General features: G+C 66.1%; 13 protein-coding genes. 8 read left to right on the top strand and 5 right to left on the bottom strand.

Annotated elements, in window-relative coordinates; translation table 11 throughout:
- Nucleotides 1-9 precede the first annotated feature (9 nt).
- From HD600_RS04390 to HD600_RS04375, 4 genes are read left to right on the top strand one after another with little or no spacing between them, the layout of a single operon-like run.
- On the top strand, nt 10-684 hold the full coding sequence (locus HD600_RS04390) for a GntR family transcriptional regulator (RefSeq protein ID WP_144793108.1): 675 nt from the start codon (nt 10-12) through the stop codon (nt 682-684).
- The gene (locus HD600_RS04385; RefSeq protein ID WP_184281769.1) at nt 681-2,198 is read left to right on the top strand and encodes an MmgE/PrpD family protein; all 1,518 of its coding nucleotides are present in this window, start codon (nt 681-683) and stop codon (nt 2,196-2,198) included. Before HD600_RS04390 ends, HD600_RS04385 begins: the two co-directional genes overlap by 4 nt.
- Nucleotides 2,198-3,100 carry a methylisocitrate lyase gene (prpB, locus tag HD600_RS04380; RefSeq protein WP_144793102.1) on the top strand — a complete coding sequence of 301 codons (903 nt, stop codon included), beginning with the start codon at nt 2,198-2,200 and terminating at the stop codon, nt 3,098-3,100. The genes HD600_RS04385 and prpB overlap by 1 nt, the downstream gene beginning before the upstream one ends.
- A 2-nt stretch (nt 3,101-3,102) precedes the next feature.
- Nucleotides 3,103-4,287 carry a bifunctional 2-methylcitrate synthase/citrate synthase gene (locus HD600_RS04375; protein ID WP_206705682.1) on the top strand — a complete coding sequence of 395 codons (1,185 nt, stop codon included), beginning with the start codon at nt 3,103-3,105 and terminating at the stop codon, nt 4,285-4,287.
- A 118-nt stretch (nt 4,288-4,405) separates the two neighbouring features.
- On the opposite strand, the gene HD600_RS04370 is transcribed toward HD600_RS04375, so the two are convergent.
- Complete coding sequence (locus HD600_RS04370) at nt 4,406-5,326, bottom strand: SDR family NAD(P)-dependent oxidoreductase (protein WP_206705681.1); 921 nt, start codon at nt 5,324-5,326, stop codon at nt 4,406-4,408.
- A gap of 32 nt (nt 5,327-5,358) precedes the next feature.
- Nucleotides 5,359-7,146 (bottom strand): flavin-containing monooxygenase, encoded by a 1,788-nt coding sequence (locus HD600_RS04365; RefSeq protein WP_144793096.1) that lies wholly within the window; start codon nt 7,144-7,146, stop codon nt 5,359-5,361.
- Between the two features lie 146 nt (nt 7,147-7,292).
- Here HD600_RS04365 and HD600_RS04360 point away from each other — a divergent pair, with 146 nt between their 5' ends.
- Nucleotides 7,293-7,919, top strand: coding sequence for a TetR/AcrR family transcriptional regulator (locus HD600_RS04360; RefSeq protein WP_184281767.1), 627 nt, complete (start codon nt 7,293-7,295; stop codon nt 7,917-7,919).
- A 12-nt stretch (nt 7,920-7,931) separates the two neighbouring features.
- Here the strand turns inward: HD600_RS04360 and HD600_RS04355 are convergent, their stop codons facing one another.
- From HD600_RS04355 to HD600_RS04345, 3 genes are read right to left on the bottom strand one after another with little or no spacing between them, the layout of a single operon-like run.
- On the bottom strand, nt 7,932-8,702 hold the full coding sequence (locus tag HD600_RS04355; RefSeq protein WP_144793090.1) for an SDR family NAD(P)-dependent oxidoreductase: 771 nt from the start codon (nt 8,700-8,702) through the stop codon (nt 7,932-7,934).
- Between the two features lie 40 nt (nt 8,703-8,742).
- Nucleotides 8,743-9,183, bottom strand: coding sequence for a nuclear transport factor 2 family protein (locus tag HD600_RS04350; protein ID WP_144793087.1), 441 nt, complete (start codon nt 9,181-9,183; stop codon nt 8,743-8,745).
- A 32-nt stretch (nt 9,184-9,215) separates the two neighbouring features.
- Nucleotides 9,216-10,106 carry a cyclase family protein gene (locus tag HD600_RS04345; RefSeq protein ID WP_184281765.1) on the bottom strand — a complete coding sequence of 297 codons (891 nt, stop codon included), beginning with the start codon at nt 10,104-10,106 and terminating at the stop codon, nt 9,216-9,218.
- A 115-nt stretch (nt 10,107-10,221) separates the two neighbouring features.
- On the opposite strand from HD600_RS04345, the gene HD600_RS15245 reads away from it, so the two are divergent.
- The 3 genes from HD600_RS15245 to HD600_RS04330 are packed head-to-tail and all read left to right on the top strand — an operon-like array spanning nt 10,222 to nt 13,450.
- Nucleotides 10,222-10,638 carry a DUF3237 domain-containing protein gene (locus HD600_RS15245; protein WP_184281763.1) on the top strand — a complete coding sequence of 139 codons (417 nt, stop codon included), beginning with the start codon at nt 10,222-10,224 and terminating at the stop codon, nt 10,636-10,638.
- Nucleotides 10,638-11,612 carry an alpha/beta fold hydrolase gene (locus HD600_RS04335; RefSeq protein WP_144793081.1) on the top strand — a complete coding sequence of 325 codons (975 nt, stop codon included), beginning with the start codon at nt 10,638-10,640 and terminating at the stop codon, nt 11,610-11,612. Before HD600_RS15245 ends, HD600_RS04335 begins: the two co-directional genes overlap by 1 nt.
- Complete coding sequence (locus HD600_RS04330; protein ID WP_144793079.1) at nt 11,609-13,450, top strand: acyl-CoA dehydrogenase; 1,842 nt, start codon at nt 11,609-11,611, stop codon at nt 13,448-13,450. Before HD600_RS04335 ends, HD600_RS04330 begins: the two co-directional genes overlap by 4 nt.
- The last annotated feature ends 13 nt before the right edge of the window (nt 13,451-13,463 follow it).

Raw genomic sequence — 13,463 nt, 5'->3', positions numbered from 1 at the left:
ACTGGCGGTGTGAGCACGACTGTTGAGCGCACCAGGGCGAGTGACCGCGCGTACGCGACGCTCCTCGAGGAGATCCAGTCCGGAGCCCTCGCACCGGGCACCGTCCTCGCAGAGGTCGAGCAGGCCGCCCGGCTCGGTGTCAGCCGCACTCCGTTGCGCGAGGCCCTGCAGCAGCTGAGCGCCGAGGGGCTCGTCGCTCAGCAGTCGCCGCGCGTCACCGTCGTCACCGGCATCGACGCCGACGACATCCGCTCGCTGTTCGAGATCCGCCGTGCGCTGGAGGAGTCCGCCGCGCGCCTCGCCGCCGTGCGGGGCGACGCAGACCTGTTCGCCGGGCTTGCGGCGGAGTTCGCCACCGCCGGTGCATCCCTCGATGCCGCGACGGGGCGGGACGATTACTACGCACTGATCGCCCGGTTCGATCAGGCCGTCGACGCCGCCGTCGACAACGACTACATCTCCTCCGCACTGCGCACGGTCCGCACGCATCTCGTGCGGGTTCGCCGGATGTCCCGCGACAACCGGGCGCGGTTGGCCGCCTCCGTCGCCGAGCACCGGCTGATCGCCGAGGCCCTCGCCGAGCGCGACGGAGATCTGGCCGCGCACGCCACCCACGTGCACCTGCGCAACGCGCTCTCCAGCATCCTCGACTCCCTCCCGTCCGACAACGAAGGATCCTCATGACCGTCACCCATCACGTCCGCGTCTACAAGAGCGAAGAGGAGCTGCTCCGCGAGGAGCAGCTCGCCTGGAAGATCGCCGAGGTCGCCACCGACGAGGTCGAGGTCGATCAGGACGTCGTCGACATGATCATCAACCGCATCATCGACAACGCGTCGGTGGCGGCGGCATCCCTCACGCGTGCGCCGATCGTCGCCGCACGCGATCAGGCCTTCAGCCACCCCGTCTCCCGTGGCGGTGCCGGCGCGACGGTGTTCGGCGCACCCCTCGAGACCCGCACGAGCCCGGAGTGGGCGGCGTGGGCCAACGGTGTGGCGGTACGCGAGCTGGACTACCACGACACCTTCCTCGCGGCGGAGTACTCGCACCCCGGCGACAACATCCCGCCGATCCTCGCCGTCGCCCAGCACGTCGGCAGCGACGGCCGCGCTCTCGTGCGCGGACTTGCCACCGGGTACGAGATCCAGGTCGACCTCGTCAAGGCGATCTGCCTCCACAAGCACAAGATCGATCACGTCGCCCACCTCGGACCCTCGGCCGCCGCCGGTATCGGCACCCTGCTCGGCCTCGACGCCGAGACCATCTACCAGGCGGTCGGTCAGGCGCTGCACACCACCACCGCGACGCGTCAGAGTCGCAAGGGCGAGATCTCGACCTGGAAGGCGCACGCACCAGCCTTCGCCGGGAAGATGGCCGTCGAAGCGGTCGATCGTGCGATGCGCGGCCAGACCAGCCCTTCTCCGATCTACGAAGGCGAGGACGGCGTTATCGCCTGGATGCTGGACGGCAAGGATGCCGCGTACGAGGTGCCGCTCCCCGCCGCCGGCGAGTCCAAGCGCGCCATCCTCGACTCCTACACGAAGGAGCACTCGGCCGAGTACCAGGCGCAGGCGTGGATCGACCTTGCGCGCAAGCTGCACAACTCCGGGATCGACACCTCGAAGATCGAGTCCGTCGTGCTGCACACCTCGCACCACACGCACTACGTCATCGGCTCGGGTGCGAACGACCCGCAGAAGTACGACCCGACCGCGTCGCGCGAGACCCTCGATCACTCGATCCCGTACATCTTCACCGTCGCCCTGCAGGACGGCACCTGGCACCACGTCGACTCGTATGCGCCGTCGCGTGCCGCCCGCCCCGACACGGTCGCACTGTGGAACCGCGTGACGACGCTCGAGGACCCCGAGTGGACGCGCCGCTACCACTCCGAGGACATCAGCGAGAAGGCGTTCGGCGGGCGGGCCGAGATCACCTTCACCGACGGCACGACGCTCGTCGACGAGATCGCGGTCGCCGATGCTCACCCGCTCGGAGCCCGGCCGTTCGCGCGCGAGAACTACATCGCGAAGTTCCGTCTGCTCGCGGAGCCCGTGCTCGAGCAGGCCGAGATCGAGCGCTTCCTCTCCCTCGTGCAGCGGCTGCCCGAGCTGACGGCGGCGGAGGTCGCCGAGCTGTCGATCATCGCGCGGCCCGGCGTCGTGGCATCCGCCCCCACCACGACGGGACTGTTCTGATGCTGTACTCGCACACCGCGCCCGCCGAGAAGCGTCGCCTGTTCCGTGAGCGACTGGCCAGTGGGGAGCTGCTGCGCTTCCCCGGTGCGTTCAACCCGCTGAGCGCCCGCCTCATCGAGCAGAAGGGGTTCGATGGCGTCTACATCTCGGGTGCCGTGCTCTCCGCCGACCTCGGGCTGCCCGACATCGGGCTGACGACGCTCACCGAGGTCGCCGGTCGTGGTCAGCAGATCGCACGCATGACCGAGCTGCCGGCCATCATCGACGCCGACACCGGGTTCGGTGAGCCGATGAACGTCGCGCGCACCATCCAGACCCTCGAGGATGCCGGACTCGCCGGCGCCCACATCGAGGACCAGGTCAATCCGAAGCGCTGCGGTCATCTCGACGGCAAGGCGGTCGTCGACGAGCACACCGCGATCAAGCGCATCCGGGCGGCCGTCGATGCACGACGTGACGAGAACTTCCTCATCATGGCGCGCACCGACATCGCCGCCGTGGACGGGCTCGAGGCCGCGAAGCACCGCGCGAAGGCTCTGGTGGATGCCGGCGCCGACGCGATCTTCCCCGAGGCGATGCGGTCGCTGGAGGAGTTCGCGGCGATCCGCGAGGCCGTCGACGTGCCGATCCTGTCGAACATGACGGAGTTCGGCAAGAGCGACCTGTTCTCGGTCGAGCAGTTGCGAAGCGTCGGCGTCAACATCGTCATCTGGCCGGTGTCGATGCTCCGGATCGCGATGGGTGCCACCGGTCGTGCGCTCGATACCCTGGTCGAGGAAGGGCACCTGACGGGGAAGCTCGGCGAGATGCAGCACCGCGCCGATCTCTACGACCTGATCGACTACGAGTCGTACAACCACTTCGACTCCGGGGTCTTCAACTTCACCATCACGAAGGAGTGAGCATGACCGACATCAAGAAGGGCCTGGCCGGCGTCGTCGCCGACGAGACGGCGATCAGCAAGGTCAACCCGGAGACGAACAGCCTGCTCTACCGCGGGTACCCCGTGCAGGAGCTCGCCGCGACGCAGCCGTTCGAGGCCGTCGCGTACCTCCTGTGGCACGGCGAGCTGCCCACCGACGCCCAGCTCGACGAGTTCCGGGCGACGGAGCGCGCTCACCGAGCGATGCCACCCGAGGTGAAGGAGGCGATCGACCGCCTGCCGCTGGACTCCCACCCCATGGACGAGGTGCGCACGGCCGTCAGCGTGATCGGGGCTGTCGAGACGGCCGGCATCGGCAACGTGCTCGACGCCGTCGGCACGCCGGAGGAGAACCTCGAACGCAGTCTGAAGCTGTTCGCCGTGCTGCCGGCGATCGTGTCGTACGGTCAGCGTCGCCGCCGTGGTGAGGAGATCGTCGAGTCCCGTGACGATCTCGACTACGCCGCGAACTTCCTCTGGCTGACCTTCGGTGAGGAGGCCGCACCCGTGGTCGTCGATGCCTTCAACCGATCGATGATCCTCTACGCCGAGCACTCCTTCAACGCCTCGACCTTCACGGCGCGCGTCATCACCTCGACGCTGAGCGACCTCTACTCGGCCGTCGTCGGAGCGATCGGCGCGCTGAAGGGCCCGCTGCACGGCGGGGCGAACGAGGCCGTCATGCACATCTTCGACGAGATCGGGTCGGCCTCCGCCGTCTCCGACTGGCTGGATGCCGCGCTCGCCGAGAAGCGCAAGATCATGGGATTCGGCCACCGCGTCTACAAGCGCGGCGACTCGCGCGTGCCGACAATGAAGGCCGCGCTCGACACACTCGTCGCGCACTACGACCGGCCGGATGTCGCCGAGCTGTACGAGACGCTCGAGAACGAGTTCGTCTCGCGCAAGGGGATCTATCCGAACCTCGACTATCCGTCCGGCCCGGCGTACAACCTCATCGGGTACGACACACTCACCTTCACGCCGTTGTTCATCGCCGCACGGATCACGGGATGGACTGCGCACATCCTCGAGCAGCAGGCATCGAACGCACTGATCCGCCCGCTCTCGGCGTACAACGGACCCGACGAGCGGCACATCGAGGAGTACGTCCCCGACACCGCCGCGGTCGAGGTGCAGGAGCGTCCGGAGGAGGCGGCGGGCTGATGTCTCCCCGCGAGAAGGTGGCGCTCGTCGGCATGCGCTGAACGCATCCGTAAAGCAGGAGATCTCCACGATTGCGCCCACGCAGAGCGGACGCGACCGTGGAGATCTTCGTCCGGTGTCAGCGGCCGCCGGTGGCGGTGTGGTTCTCGAGCCGCTTGGCCAGCGCGGTGATCTCGTCTGCAGCGTTCGCGGGAACCGAGAACTGCTCGGTGCTGAGGATGTCGCCCATGTGCTCGGCGATGTCGTTCGCGGTGGTGCGTGCAGAGTCGGTGAACCAGCCGTCCGTCAGGCCAACGAACACGCGGGAGAACCGTCCGCCTCCAGCAGAGAAGACCTGGTGCGTCTCCGCATTCCCACGACTGGCGAGATAGACGATCAGCGGTGAGACATGGTCGGGGTCCAGATCGAGCGCATCGTCGAGCATGCTGTCCGTCATGCGTGTGCGGGCTATCGGGCATACGACATTGCTGAGGATGCCGTGGCGCTCGCCCTCGATCGCGACGATGCCGGAGAGGCTCATTATGCCGCCCTTCGCGGAGCCGTACGCGGCCTGACCGAAGTTGCCGAAGGTGCCCGCGCTGGAGCCGATGAAGATGAAGCGCCCGTGACGCTGCTCACGCATGTGCCGGAACGCCGGCTGGCTGACGTGCGCCGAGCCTCGCAGGTGTACATCGTGCACGCTCTGGAAGTCGTCCCAGTCGATCTTCCCCATGCTCCGATCACGCAGGATGCCGGCATTGTTGACGACGATGTCGACGCCGCCGAGCTCAGCGATCGCCTGCGAGACGATGGACTCACCGCCGTCCGGGCTTGCCACCGAATCGGTGTTGGCAACCGCGCGCCCGCCGCGGGAGACGATCTCGTCGACCACGGACTGTGCTGCTCCCCGCTCCCCGCCCTGACCGTCGAGTGCGCCGCCTGTGTCGTTCACGAGCACGGCCGCCCCGGCGTCAGCGAGCGCGAGCGCATAGCTGCGGCCGAGGCCCCCACCGGCTCCGGTGACGATCGCGACCTGCCCCTGCAATGAGATGTCCTGCACGTGCTACCTCCAAGTTGAAGCGGTTTACAAGGTCAGGCGAGGCCCTCGCTCGGAAGGATCCCGAGCAGATCCGCCCGGATCTGGACTGCGAGGTATGTCGAGTACAGACGCGCCTCCATCAGAGAGCCGCCCATCACCCAGAAGCCGTCCTGTGCCGTGCGCACCCACATGTTACGCATGATGTAGTTCTCGTCGAATCCCCAGATCGAACCGACGCGTTCGGCGACTTCGTCGCCGAACAGTTGGCGCACACCCTCCTGCTGGTTCTCATATCCGGACGCGAGCACGAGCGTGTCTGCGGGAAGGAGGGAGCCGTCGCGCATGCGGAGGCCGCCTGCTTCGATGCGGTCAAGATCGGCAGCTTGGCGGATACCGATCTTGCCGTCGATGATGAGTTCCGAGCATCCGGCGTTGATGTAGTAACCGCCGCCCTTGCGTAGGTACTTCATGTGGAAGCCGGTGTGATCGGGCTCGAAGTCAGTGCGGAAGCCCGCCGCTTCGAGGCCTTCGATGAGATCGCGGTCCAGATCGCACGTCTTCTTCGTCAACCACTGGTAGGTGGACTTGAGGATCGGATATGGGGTGGCAGCCTGAACGAAGTCGACATCGGCCGGATCGAGGTCGTCCGAATAGGCTGAGTACACCATGGTGCCGCACGGGTCGAGGCTGATCACCGCGCTCGGATTGCGCTGGATCATCGTGACCGAACCCGCGCCGTTCTCGTAGAGATCCTTCGCGATGTCGTGTGCGCTGCTTCCGGCGCCGATGACGACGACGTTCTCCCCGACGTGCTCGGTCGCCGAGTGGTAGGCGCTGGAGTGGAAGGCCCTCCCGGCGAAGTCCTCAAGGCCCGGGATCTGTGGCAGCTTCGGAACACCGCTATGGCCGCCGGTTGACAGGACCACTTGCGGTGCCGTCCGCTCTGTGATGCTGCCGTCGCCACGCCGGATCCGCACGGTCCATCGACTCGTCTGCTCATCGCGGTGCGCGCCGATGACTTCCGAGTCGGTCCACACATTCAGCTCCATCGCCTCGGCGTATGACTCGAGCCACTGTGCGAGCTTGTCCTTCGGCAGGAACGACGGCCACGTCGTCGGGTACGGCATGTAGGGGAGGGTGTTCGTAGCCACCTCGTTGTGGAGTGTCAGCGCGTGATAGCGATTGCGCCAGTTGTCGCCGATACGGTGGTTCTTCTCGAGGATGAGCGCGTCCACTCCCATCTGGCGCAGCCGTGCTCCCAGCGTCAGTGCGCTGTGCCCGCCGCCGACGATGATGACCTCGGGGTCGCGGTTCTCGAAAGCCTGCTCCGCGTTGCGGCGATCCAGCCAATTCATTGTGCCGTCGTCTTCTTCGCGACCACGGGGGCGGTTGATCCCCGTGCGCTCGGTGTAGCCGCGTACAGACTGCAGAGTGGTGAGTAGCACCCAGACCGTCGGGTCGGTCCCGTCGTCGTGCAACCGAAGGCGCACATAGGCGGTGCCGGCGCCGTCGACGGTCTCAAAGTCGAAGAAGCCCTCGAGGACGTTCGTCCCTGACCGTCGCGCGAGTCGTGGGCGAGCCCGCTCGGCGGAGACGGTGATCGATCGGACCGCATGGGAAGCCAGGGTCCGCTCGGCGGCGCCGCGGATCTCTTCGTGTCCCTGGAAAGTCCGATAGCGCCAGGTGAACGCGAGGTAGTCCATCCAGTACCCGTCGTCCGCAAAGAGCGCGGTGAAACGCTCGACGTCCGGGGTCTCCAGCGCGACACGCGCCTTCTCGAGCCAGTCATCGAACAGATGCGCGGCTTCGATGTCGCGTTCAAGCTTCACGGTCGACGTCATTGCGTTCCTTTGCTCCCAACCAAACAGTTGCTTGGTCCACAATAAGGCGAAGTCTCACTCCAAGCAAGCGTTTGATCGTCGCGCATCGGTTAGATTGATGGGCACGGAATCAGCACTGAGACTCAATGAGTGCGAGAAGGGGAGCAATGCCGAAGACGCAGACGCGAAGGGGCGCCGGTTCCTCGGGGAACGGCGCAACCGGATCCGGCCGCCGCGATGAGCTGGTCCAGATCGCGGGAAGGCTTTTCGCCGAGAACGGATTTCATGTGACGACGATCCGCGATGTGGCGGATGCAGCGGGCATCCAATCGGGAAGCCTCTACCATCACTTCACATCGAAGGAATCGATGGTGGAGGAACTGCTGCGCGAATACTGGGAGAAACTGCTCGCCGGCTATCGGAATGTCGCGGCGACAGAACCCGATGCGACCCGGGCAGCTCGCGGACTCATCGAGCACTCGGTCACGCTTCTGGACGAGTGCCGCTATGCGCTGAGCATCATGCTCAGTGACTGGGCGTACCTGGCGCGTTCGTTCCCGTTCATGGAGCAGGCGTTGCAGGAGTGCCAGAACATCTGGCTCGAGGTCCTCGAGCGGGGGCAGCGCGAAGGGGCTTTTGACTCGGCGCTCGATGCGAAGGTGGTCTACCGGACGATTATGGCGTCCGTGAGCGGTACGACCCGCTGGTTCGATCCAGCGGGTCGCCTCAGTGCAGAGCAGCTCGCGGAGGAGATCGCAGCTCTCTTCATGGGTGGCGTCAACGCGCGTCGGTGACTGAGGTGCGTGTCAGAGGCTGTAGCCGCCGTCGATGTCCAGGCTTTGGCCGGTGATGTACGACGCCGCTGGCGACGACAGGAAGCACACAGCCTGAGCGACGTCATCCGCTAGTCCGAGACGGCGCAGCGGAATCGTGTCTTCGAGATAGGTGCGCTGGAACTCGGGAACATCGCCGGTGCTCGCGAGCATGCCCATCATCCCGTCGCCGAGGACGCCGGGGGCCACCGCGTTGGCGCGGACACCGAAGCGTCCTTCTTCCAGCGCAATCGCGCGGATCAGCGCTTCCATGCCGCCTTTCGGGACGGACGAGAGTGCGTCCTTCGCAGGAAAGCGGCGCACGCCGACCGAGGTGACGGCGGTGAGTGAGCCGGCGCTGGCCCTCAGATGCGGGAGGGTGGTGCGGGCGAGTTCGAACAGCGCCACGAGTTCGTGGTCGACGTGCCGGCGGAACTGCTCCGAGGTGAACGTGCTGACGTAGCGCTGCTCCACATATGGCCCGCTTGCGTGGATGACGACGTCGATGCGCTCGAAGGTCTCGATGACCGAGGCGACGAACGCGTCGACCGCACCTGCGTCAGAGAGGTCGACGGCGTCGGCGTGGACTCGACTTCCGGAAGAGGAAAGTCGCTCGGCAAGCGCTCTGGCCTTCTCGGCGTTGGAATTGTAGGTGAACGCGATGTCGTAGCCGGCCGCGGCGAGGCGAGTCGACACGGCATCGCCGACGCCGCCGGTGCCTCCGGAGATGAGCGCGACCGGGCGCGCGGTTGCAGTTGCGGACATGGTGCCTGCCTTTCGTGAATGGTGTGCGATGGTCTGCGGCTCACGCCGGAGCGATCCACGGGAATGAGAAGTCCTGGTGTCCGTGGACCGTCAGCGTCCGGCGTGCGATGCGCCAGCGGCCGTCGACGCGGACGTAGTCATCGAGATAGCGTCCCCAGAGGATGCCGTCCGGGCGCTCCTCGATGAATTCATGCCACGCGGTCAGCGAGACGGTCCCTCGCGCGTTATGCGGGCCGAGGAATTCCACGCGCGGGCCGGACACGTGGTGCATCGTCGCGGAGAACGCGCTGAGGAGCGTGCCGACCAGAGTGTGGATCTCGTCGGAGCCGCTGGCCTTCCCGTTCGCTCGGTCATACGCATGGAACTGCGCATCATCGGTGAACAGTCGCACCACTGCGTCGGCATCCTTCGCATCGATGGCCTCGGCGTAAGCCAGAGCGAGGTCGTGCAGCTCCCAGCGGTCCCGCATCTCGTCGTGCATCGTTTCTTGTTTCCCTTCTTCGGTCACGCCGCTCACACCACCGCGACGGCGTTCGCCGGCGATGCCACGCCGCCCGTCAGGTTCCAGGGCACGGAGGTGAAGAGAAAATCCCACGTACCGTGCGCACGACAGTGTTCGGCGAGCGCATCCAGGTCGAACAGCTCTCCGAGCGGCATTCCCAGCATGGTCAGCAATCGGTGATGCAGGAAGCCGGCTGACCGGCTTCCCGGCTGTGACTCGACCGTCGGGTTGTCAGCCACCAGCGCGGCCACTTGCATGTTCCAGAGTGCCTCAGCGGTGCCCTCGACCGCGCTCACGCCATCGCAACTCGGACGAGCCATGTACTGCTCATGACGTGAATCCGCCAGCGCGCGGTACGCATCCATCCATCCGAAGCGCAGGCAGAGGATGTCTCCCGGATGCACCTCGGTGCCCTGCGCGTGAAGCATCTCATGCAGTTGTTCCGCAGTCAGTGCGCGTCCGACGAGCGCATCCGTCGTGCCCCAGTGATGGGCGACGTCGACGAGGATGCCGCGGCCGATGATCCCGGTGCGCGCCCACGCATCGATGCCGAGCGGTGTTGTCGCGAGCGTCCCCTCGTTGCGCCCTCCGTAGAAGCCGAGGCTCTTGTGAGAGACATGCAGGAGTCCGTCCCACTGCGAAGACGACTGCGTGTCGAGTGCCGTGACGGAGTCTCCCCAGCTGAAGTCGTTCGCCGCGTACGTCTCGTGCTGCAGTGCGACGCGGCCGAACGGCGGCGTGGTGAGGGCGTCGAGAGGAAGCGTGAGGCCGAATGTGACGCCCGTGCGGACGCTTCGTGTCGCCGCTTGGCGTCGCTCGGGTGTCAGGAGGTTCAGTGTGCCCAGCTGATCCGCCCTTCCGAAGACGTCCCAGGCATGCCGCATGTCGGTGCCGTCCGCCATCGGAAGGTCCCGGTAACGCGGGGGTTGGGTGTTGCTCCATCTCATATGCTCGGATACTATACCTACCAAGCGCTTGTGTATATAGCATCAGTGCGGAGTCGAAGGAGACATTGCGTTGCGAATCGAGCCGTTCGGTACCTTCCGTGCACCGCTATCCCGTGTGGAGTTCCGCGGCGACGCAAGCAGGGGGCATCGTCTGGTGGGCCCGATCGTCGGAGCGACGATCGACGGACCTCTGCTCCGCGCCACTCAGAACGGTACGTCTGCGGCCGACTGGTTGCTCCAGGGACCCGATGGCACCGTGTTCATCGATGTTCGAATCAGCATGCGTACAGACGACGGTGCTCCTCTGCAGATCACGTACAGCGGACGAGCGGATTGGCCCGACGGGGTCGGGTCCGGTCCCGTCCGTGCTGCCTTCGTCTTCGAGACGGATGCGCCACAATACAGGTGGCTGTGTTCGCGGATGGTGGTCGGTGTGGGCTCCGTCGAGCAGACCCACGGATCCTATTCATTGGCGATGCTCCACTGATGGCGCGGGATATCGATGATCACGAGACGGACGATGACCGGACAGCGACCGTGACGACAGAAGCCGGGAAGGCCGAGCCCCTGACGACAGCGCCGCGCTGGTACCTCGACGCGCTCGCGACCCCGCCAGAGCGAGCGGTCGTACGAATCGCTGGAGTCGAGACCGCGCTGCGGATGTGGGGTCCACGCGACGGCTCTCCCGTCGTTCTCGTGCACGGCGGCGCTGCCCACGCTGCCTGGTGGGATCACATCGGCCCGCTCCTGGTCGACTGCCGGGTCATCGCGCTGGATCTCTCCGGGCATGGTGACAGCGGCTGGCGCGACGAGTACCGCATCGACACCTGGAAACTGGAACTGCTTGCAGTGTTGCGCAGCGAACATGTCCGCGGGCGTGCCCTTGTCGTCGGCCACTCCATGGGAGGCCTCGTCACCTATGCCGCAGTGCGGGACCATGCGGACGAGCTGTCCAGAGCGCTCATCGTGGACTCGGAGTTCCCGAGACGGGCGATCGGTGATGGATGGCGCACGCCGCGCGACATCCAGCGTCGAGTGCATCCCGATCGGGAATCGACGCTCGCGAGGTTCCGGTTGATGCCCCGCTCCGCGCCGCGCTCGCCGTTCGTGATCGATCACGTCGCACAGCAGTCGATCGTCGCGGTCGGCGGGGGCTGGAGCTGGAAGTTCGACCCCCGCGTCTTCACGCACGACGGCGTCGTCTTCGAGGATGCCGTGCCGTTGCGCGGCTGCCCTGTCGTGATCGTCCGCGGCGACCGGGGGTTGCTCGACGATGACGAAGCGGCGGCACTGGCGAGTCAACTGGGAGGCCTCGAGGTTCTGACTGTGGATGACTGCGGCCACCACGTTCTGCTGGATCATCCGCTTTCACTCATCGAGATCATCCGTCGTCAATTGCCGGAGCGCAACCCGGGAGTAGCTCCTCGGCCGGCCCCGAACATCACCATTGGAGAACCATGAGTCATTACCGGAGCAACGTCCGAGACATCCGATTCAACCTGTTCGAAGTCTTCGGACGCGGAGCAGTCCTGGGAGTCGGTGCCTGGAGCGATCTCGATCAGGAGACGGCCGAGGAGATGCTCCTCGCTGCGGCAGAGCTGGCCGAAACGAAACTTGCGGCCTCGTTCAGCGATACCGAGCTCGGCGTGATCGAGCTCGATCCTGCGACGTCATCGGTTGCGCTGCCTGCGGCGTTCAAGCAGTCCTATGAGAGCTACGTCGACGCTGAATGGTGGCGCATGGACGTCGCGCCGGAGCTGGGCGGGCTCGCCGTGCCGCCCAGCCTTCGCTGGGCGATGGCGGAGTTCCCGCTCGGTTCCAATCCGGCGATCTTCCTGTATGCCGCGGGATGGCCCCAGGCCCAGATCCTCTATGGGCAGGGCAACAAGGATCAGCGTCGCATGGCCGAGCTGATGGCGGAGCGGGCCTGGGGCGCGACCATGGTGCTCACCGAGCCCGACGCGGGATCGGCTGTCGGGTCCGCGCGGACCAAGGCGCTACCGCAGCCGGACGGGACATGGCATATCGAAGGGGTGAAGCGCTTCATCACGAGCGCCGAGCACGATGCTGCCGAGAACATCGTGCATTTCGTGCTGGCGCGTCCGGTGGGCGTGCCCGGCGCTGGAGGGCCCGGAACGAAGGGGCTGAGCCTCTTCGTGGTGCCGAAGTATCACGTGGACCTCGAGACCGGCGAACTCGGCCCGCGCAACGGTGCGGTGGTGACCAAGATCGAGAACAAGATGGGGCTGAAGGCGTCGGTGACGTGCGAACTGACGTTCGGTGCCGACCAGCCTGCCGTCGGTTGGCTGGTCGGTGATGTGCACAACGGCATCGCGCAGATGTTCGAGGTTGTGGAGTATGCGCGCATGCTCGTCGGCACGAAAGCGATGGCGACAGCATCCACCGCTTATCTGAATGCGCTGGAATACGCGAAGACGCGCCTGCAGGGCGCCGATCTCGCTCGCAAGGGCACGCGCGACGCCCCGGACATCCCCATCATCAAGCATGCCGATGTGCGCCGGTCGCTGATGGTGCAGAAGTACTACGTCGAGGGGATGCGGGCGCTGATGGTGTTCGCGGGAACGGTGTTGGATGACATCGAGATCGCGCGGCAGGGCGGTGATGACCCTGCGGCGGCCGTGGCGCGCAATGATCTGCTGCTGCCCATCGTCAAGGGGTTCTGCTCGGAGAAGGGGTACGCGCTCCTCGCGGAGAGTCTCCAGATCTTCGGCGGCTCCGGGTATCTCAAGGACTATCCCATCGAGCAGTACATCCGTGACGCGAAGATCGACACCATCTACGAAGGAACGACGACGATCCAGGGGATCGACTTCTTCTTCCGAAAGATCCGACGCGACGAGGGTCGCGCATGGAGCGCACTCATGACCGAGATCGGAGACGACGCCGCAGCTCTGGCATCCGAAGACCAGGAGATGGCCGCCGCTCTGTCGGGCGCGCTCGACGCCGTGCGCTCAGCGGTGGCTCGACTGGGCGAATGGGCCGATGGCAGCGCGGAGGAGCCGGCGCGCATCCATCGCGTGGCTCTGCACACGACAAGGGTGCTGGACATGCACGGTGATCTGCTGATCGGATGGTTGCTGGCCAGGCAGTCGTCGGTGGCGCGTGGGCGGCTGAGCGCCGACGGCCTCGACGGTGCGGACCGTGCGTTCTACGCCGGGAAGATCGCGGCCGCGCGGCAGTTCGCAGCGGAACGGCTTCCCCTCCTGAAGGCGCAGCGGGAGCTGCTCGACGCCGGGGCGACCACTGAGCTGCTCGACCTGTCGGACGACGTCTTCTGAGACGTGAAGAAGG

Origin of the sequence: Microbacterium ginsengiterrae (assembly GCF_014205075.1) — a bacterium.
GTDB classification, from domain to species: domain Bacteria; phylum Actinomycetota; class Actinomycetes; order Actinomycetales; family Microbacteriaceae; genus Microbacterium; species Microbacterium ginsengiterrae.
Note: the sequence above shows the minus strand (reverse complement) of the source record. Positions and strands in the feature narration are given on the sequence as shown.

Coding starts and splice junctions, on each gene's coding strand:
- HD600_RS04385 (WP_184281769.1), top strand. CDS start 681: ATGACCGTCACCCATCACGTCCGCGTCTACAAGAGCGAAGAGGAGCTG.
- prpB (WP_144793102.1), top strand. CDS start 2,198: ATGCTGTACTCGCACACCGCGCCCGCCGAGAAGCGTCGCCTGTTCCGT.
- HD600_RS04375 (WP_206705682.1), top strand. CDS start 3,103: ATGACCGACATCAAGAAGGGCCTGGCCGGCGTCGTCGCCGACGAGACG.
- HD600_RS04365 (WP_144793096.1), bottom strand. CDS start 7,146: ATGACGTCGACCGTGAAGCTTGAACGCGACATCGAAGCCGCGCATCTG.
- HD600_RS04360 (WP_184281767.1), top strand. CDS start 7,293: ATGCCGAAGACGCAGACGCGAAGGGGCGCCGGTTCCTCGGGGAACGGC.
- HD600_RS04355 (WP_144793090.1), bottom strand. CDS start 8,702: ATGTCCGCAACTGCAACCGCGCGCCCGGTCGCGCTCATCTCCGGAGGC.
- HD600_RS04350 (WP_144793087.1), bottom strand. CDS start 9,183: ATGCACGACGAGATGCGGGACCGCTGGGAGCTGCACGACCTCGCTCTG.
- HD600_RS04345 (WP_184281765.1), bottom strand. CDS start 10,106: ATGGCGGACGGCACCGACATGCGGCATGCCTGGGACGTCTTCGGAAGG.
- HD600_RS04335 (WP_144793081.1), top strand. CDS start 10,638: ATGGCGCGGGATATCGATGATCACGAGACGGACGATGACCGGACAGCG.
- HD600_RS04330 (WP_144793079.1), top strand. CDS start 11,609: ATGAGTCATTACCGGAGCAACGTCCGAGACATCCGATTCAACCTGTTC.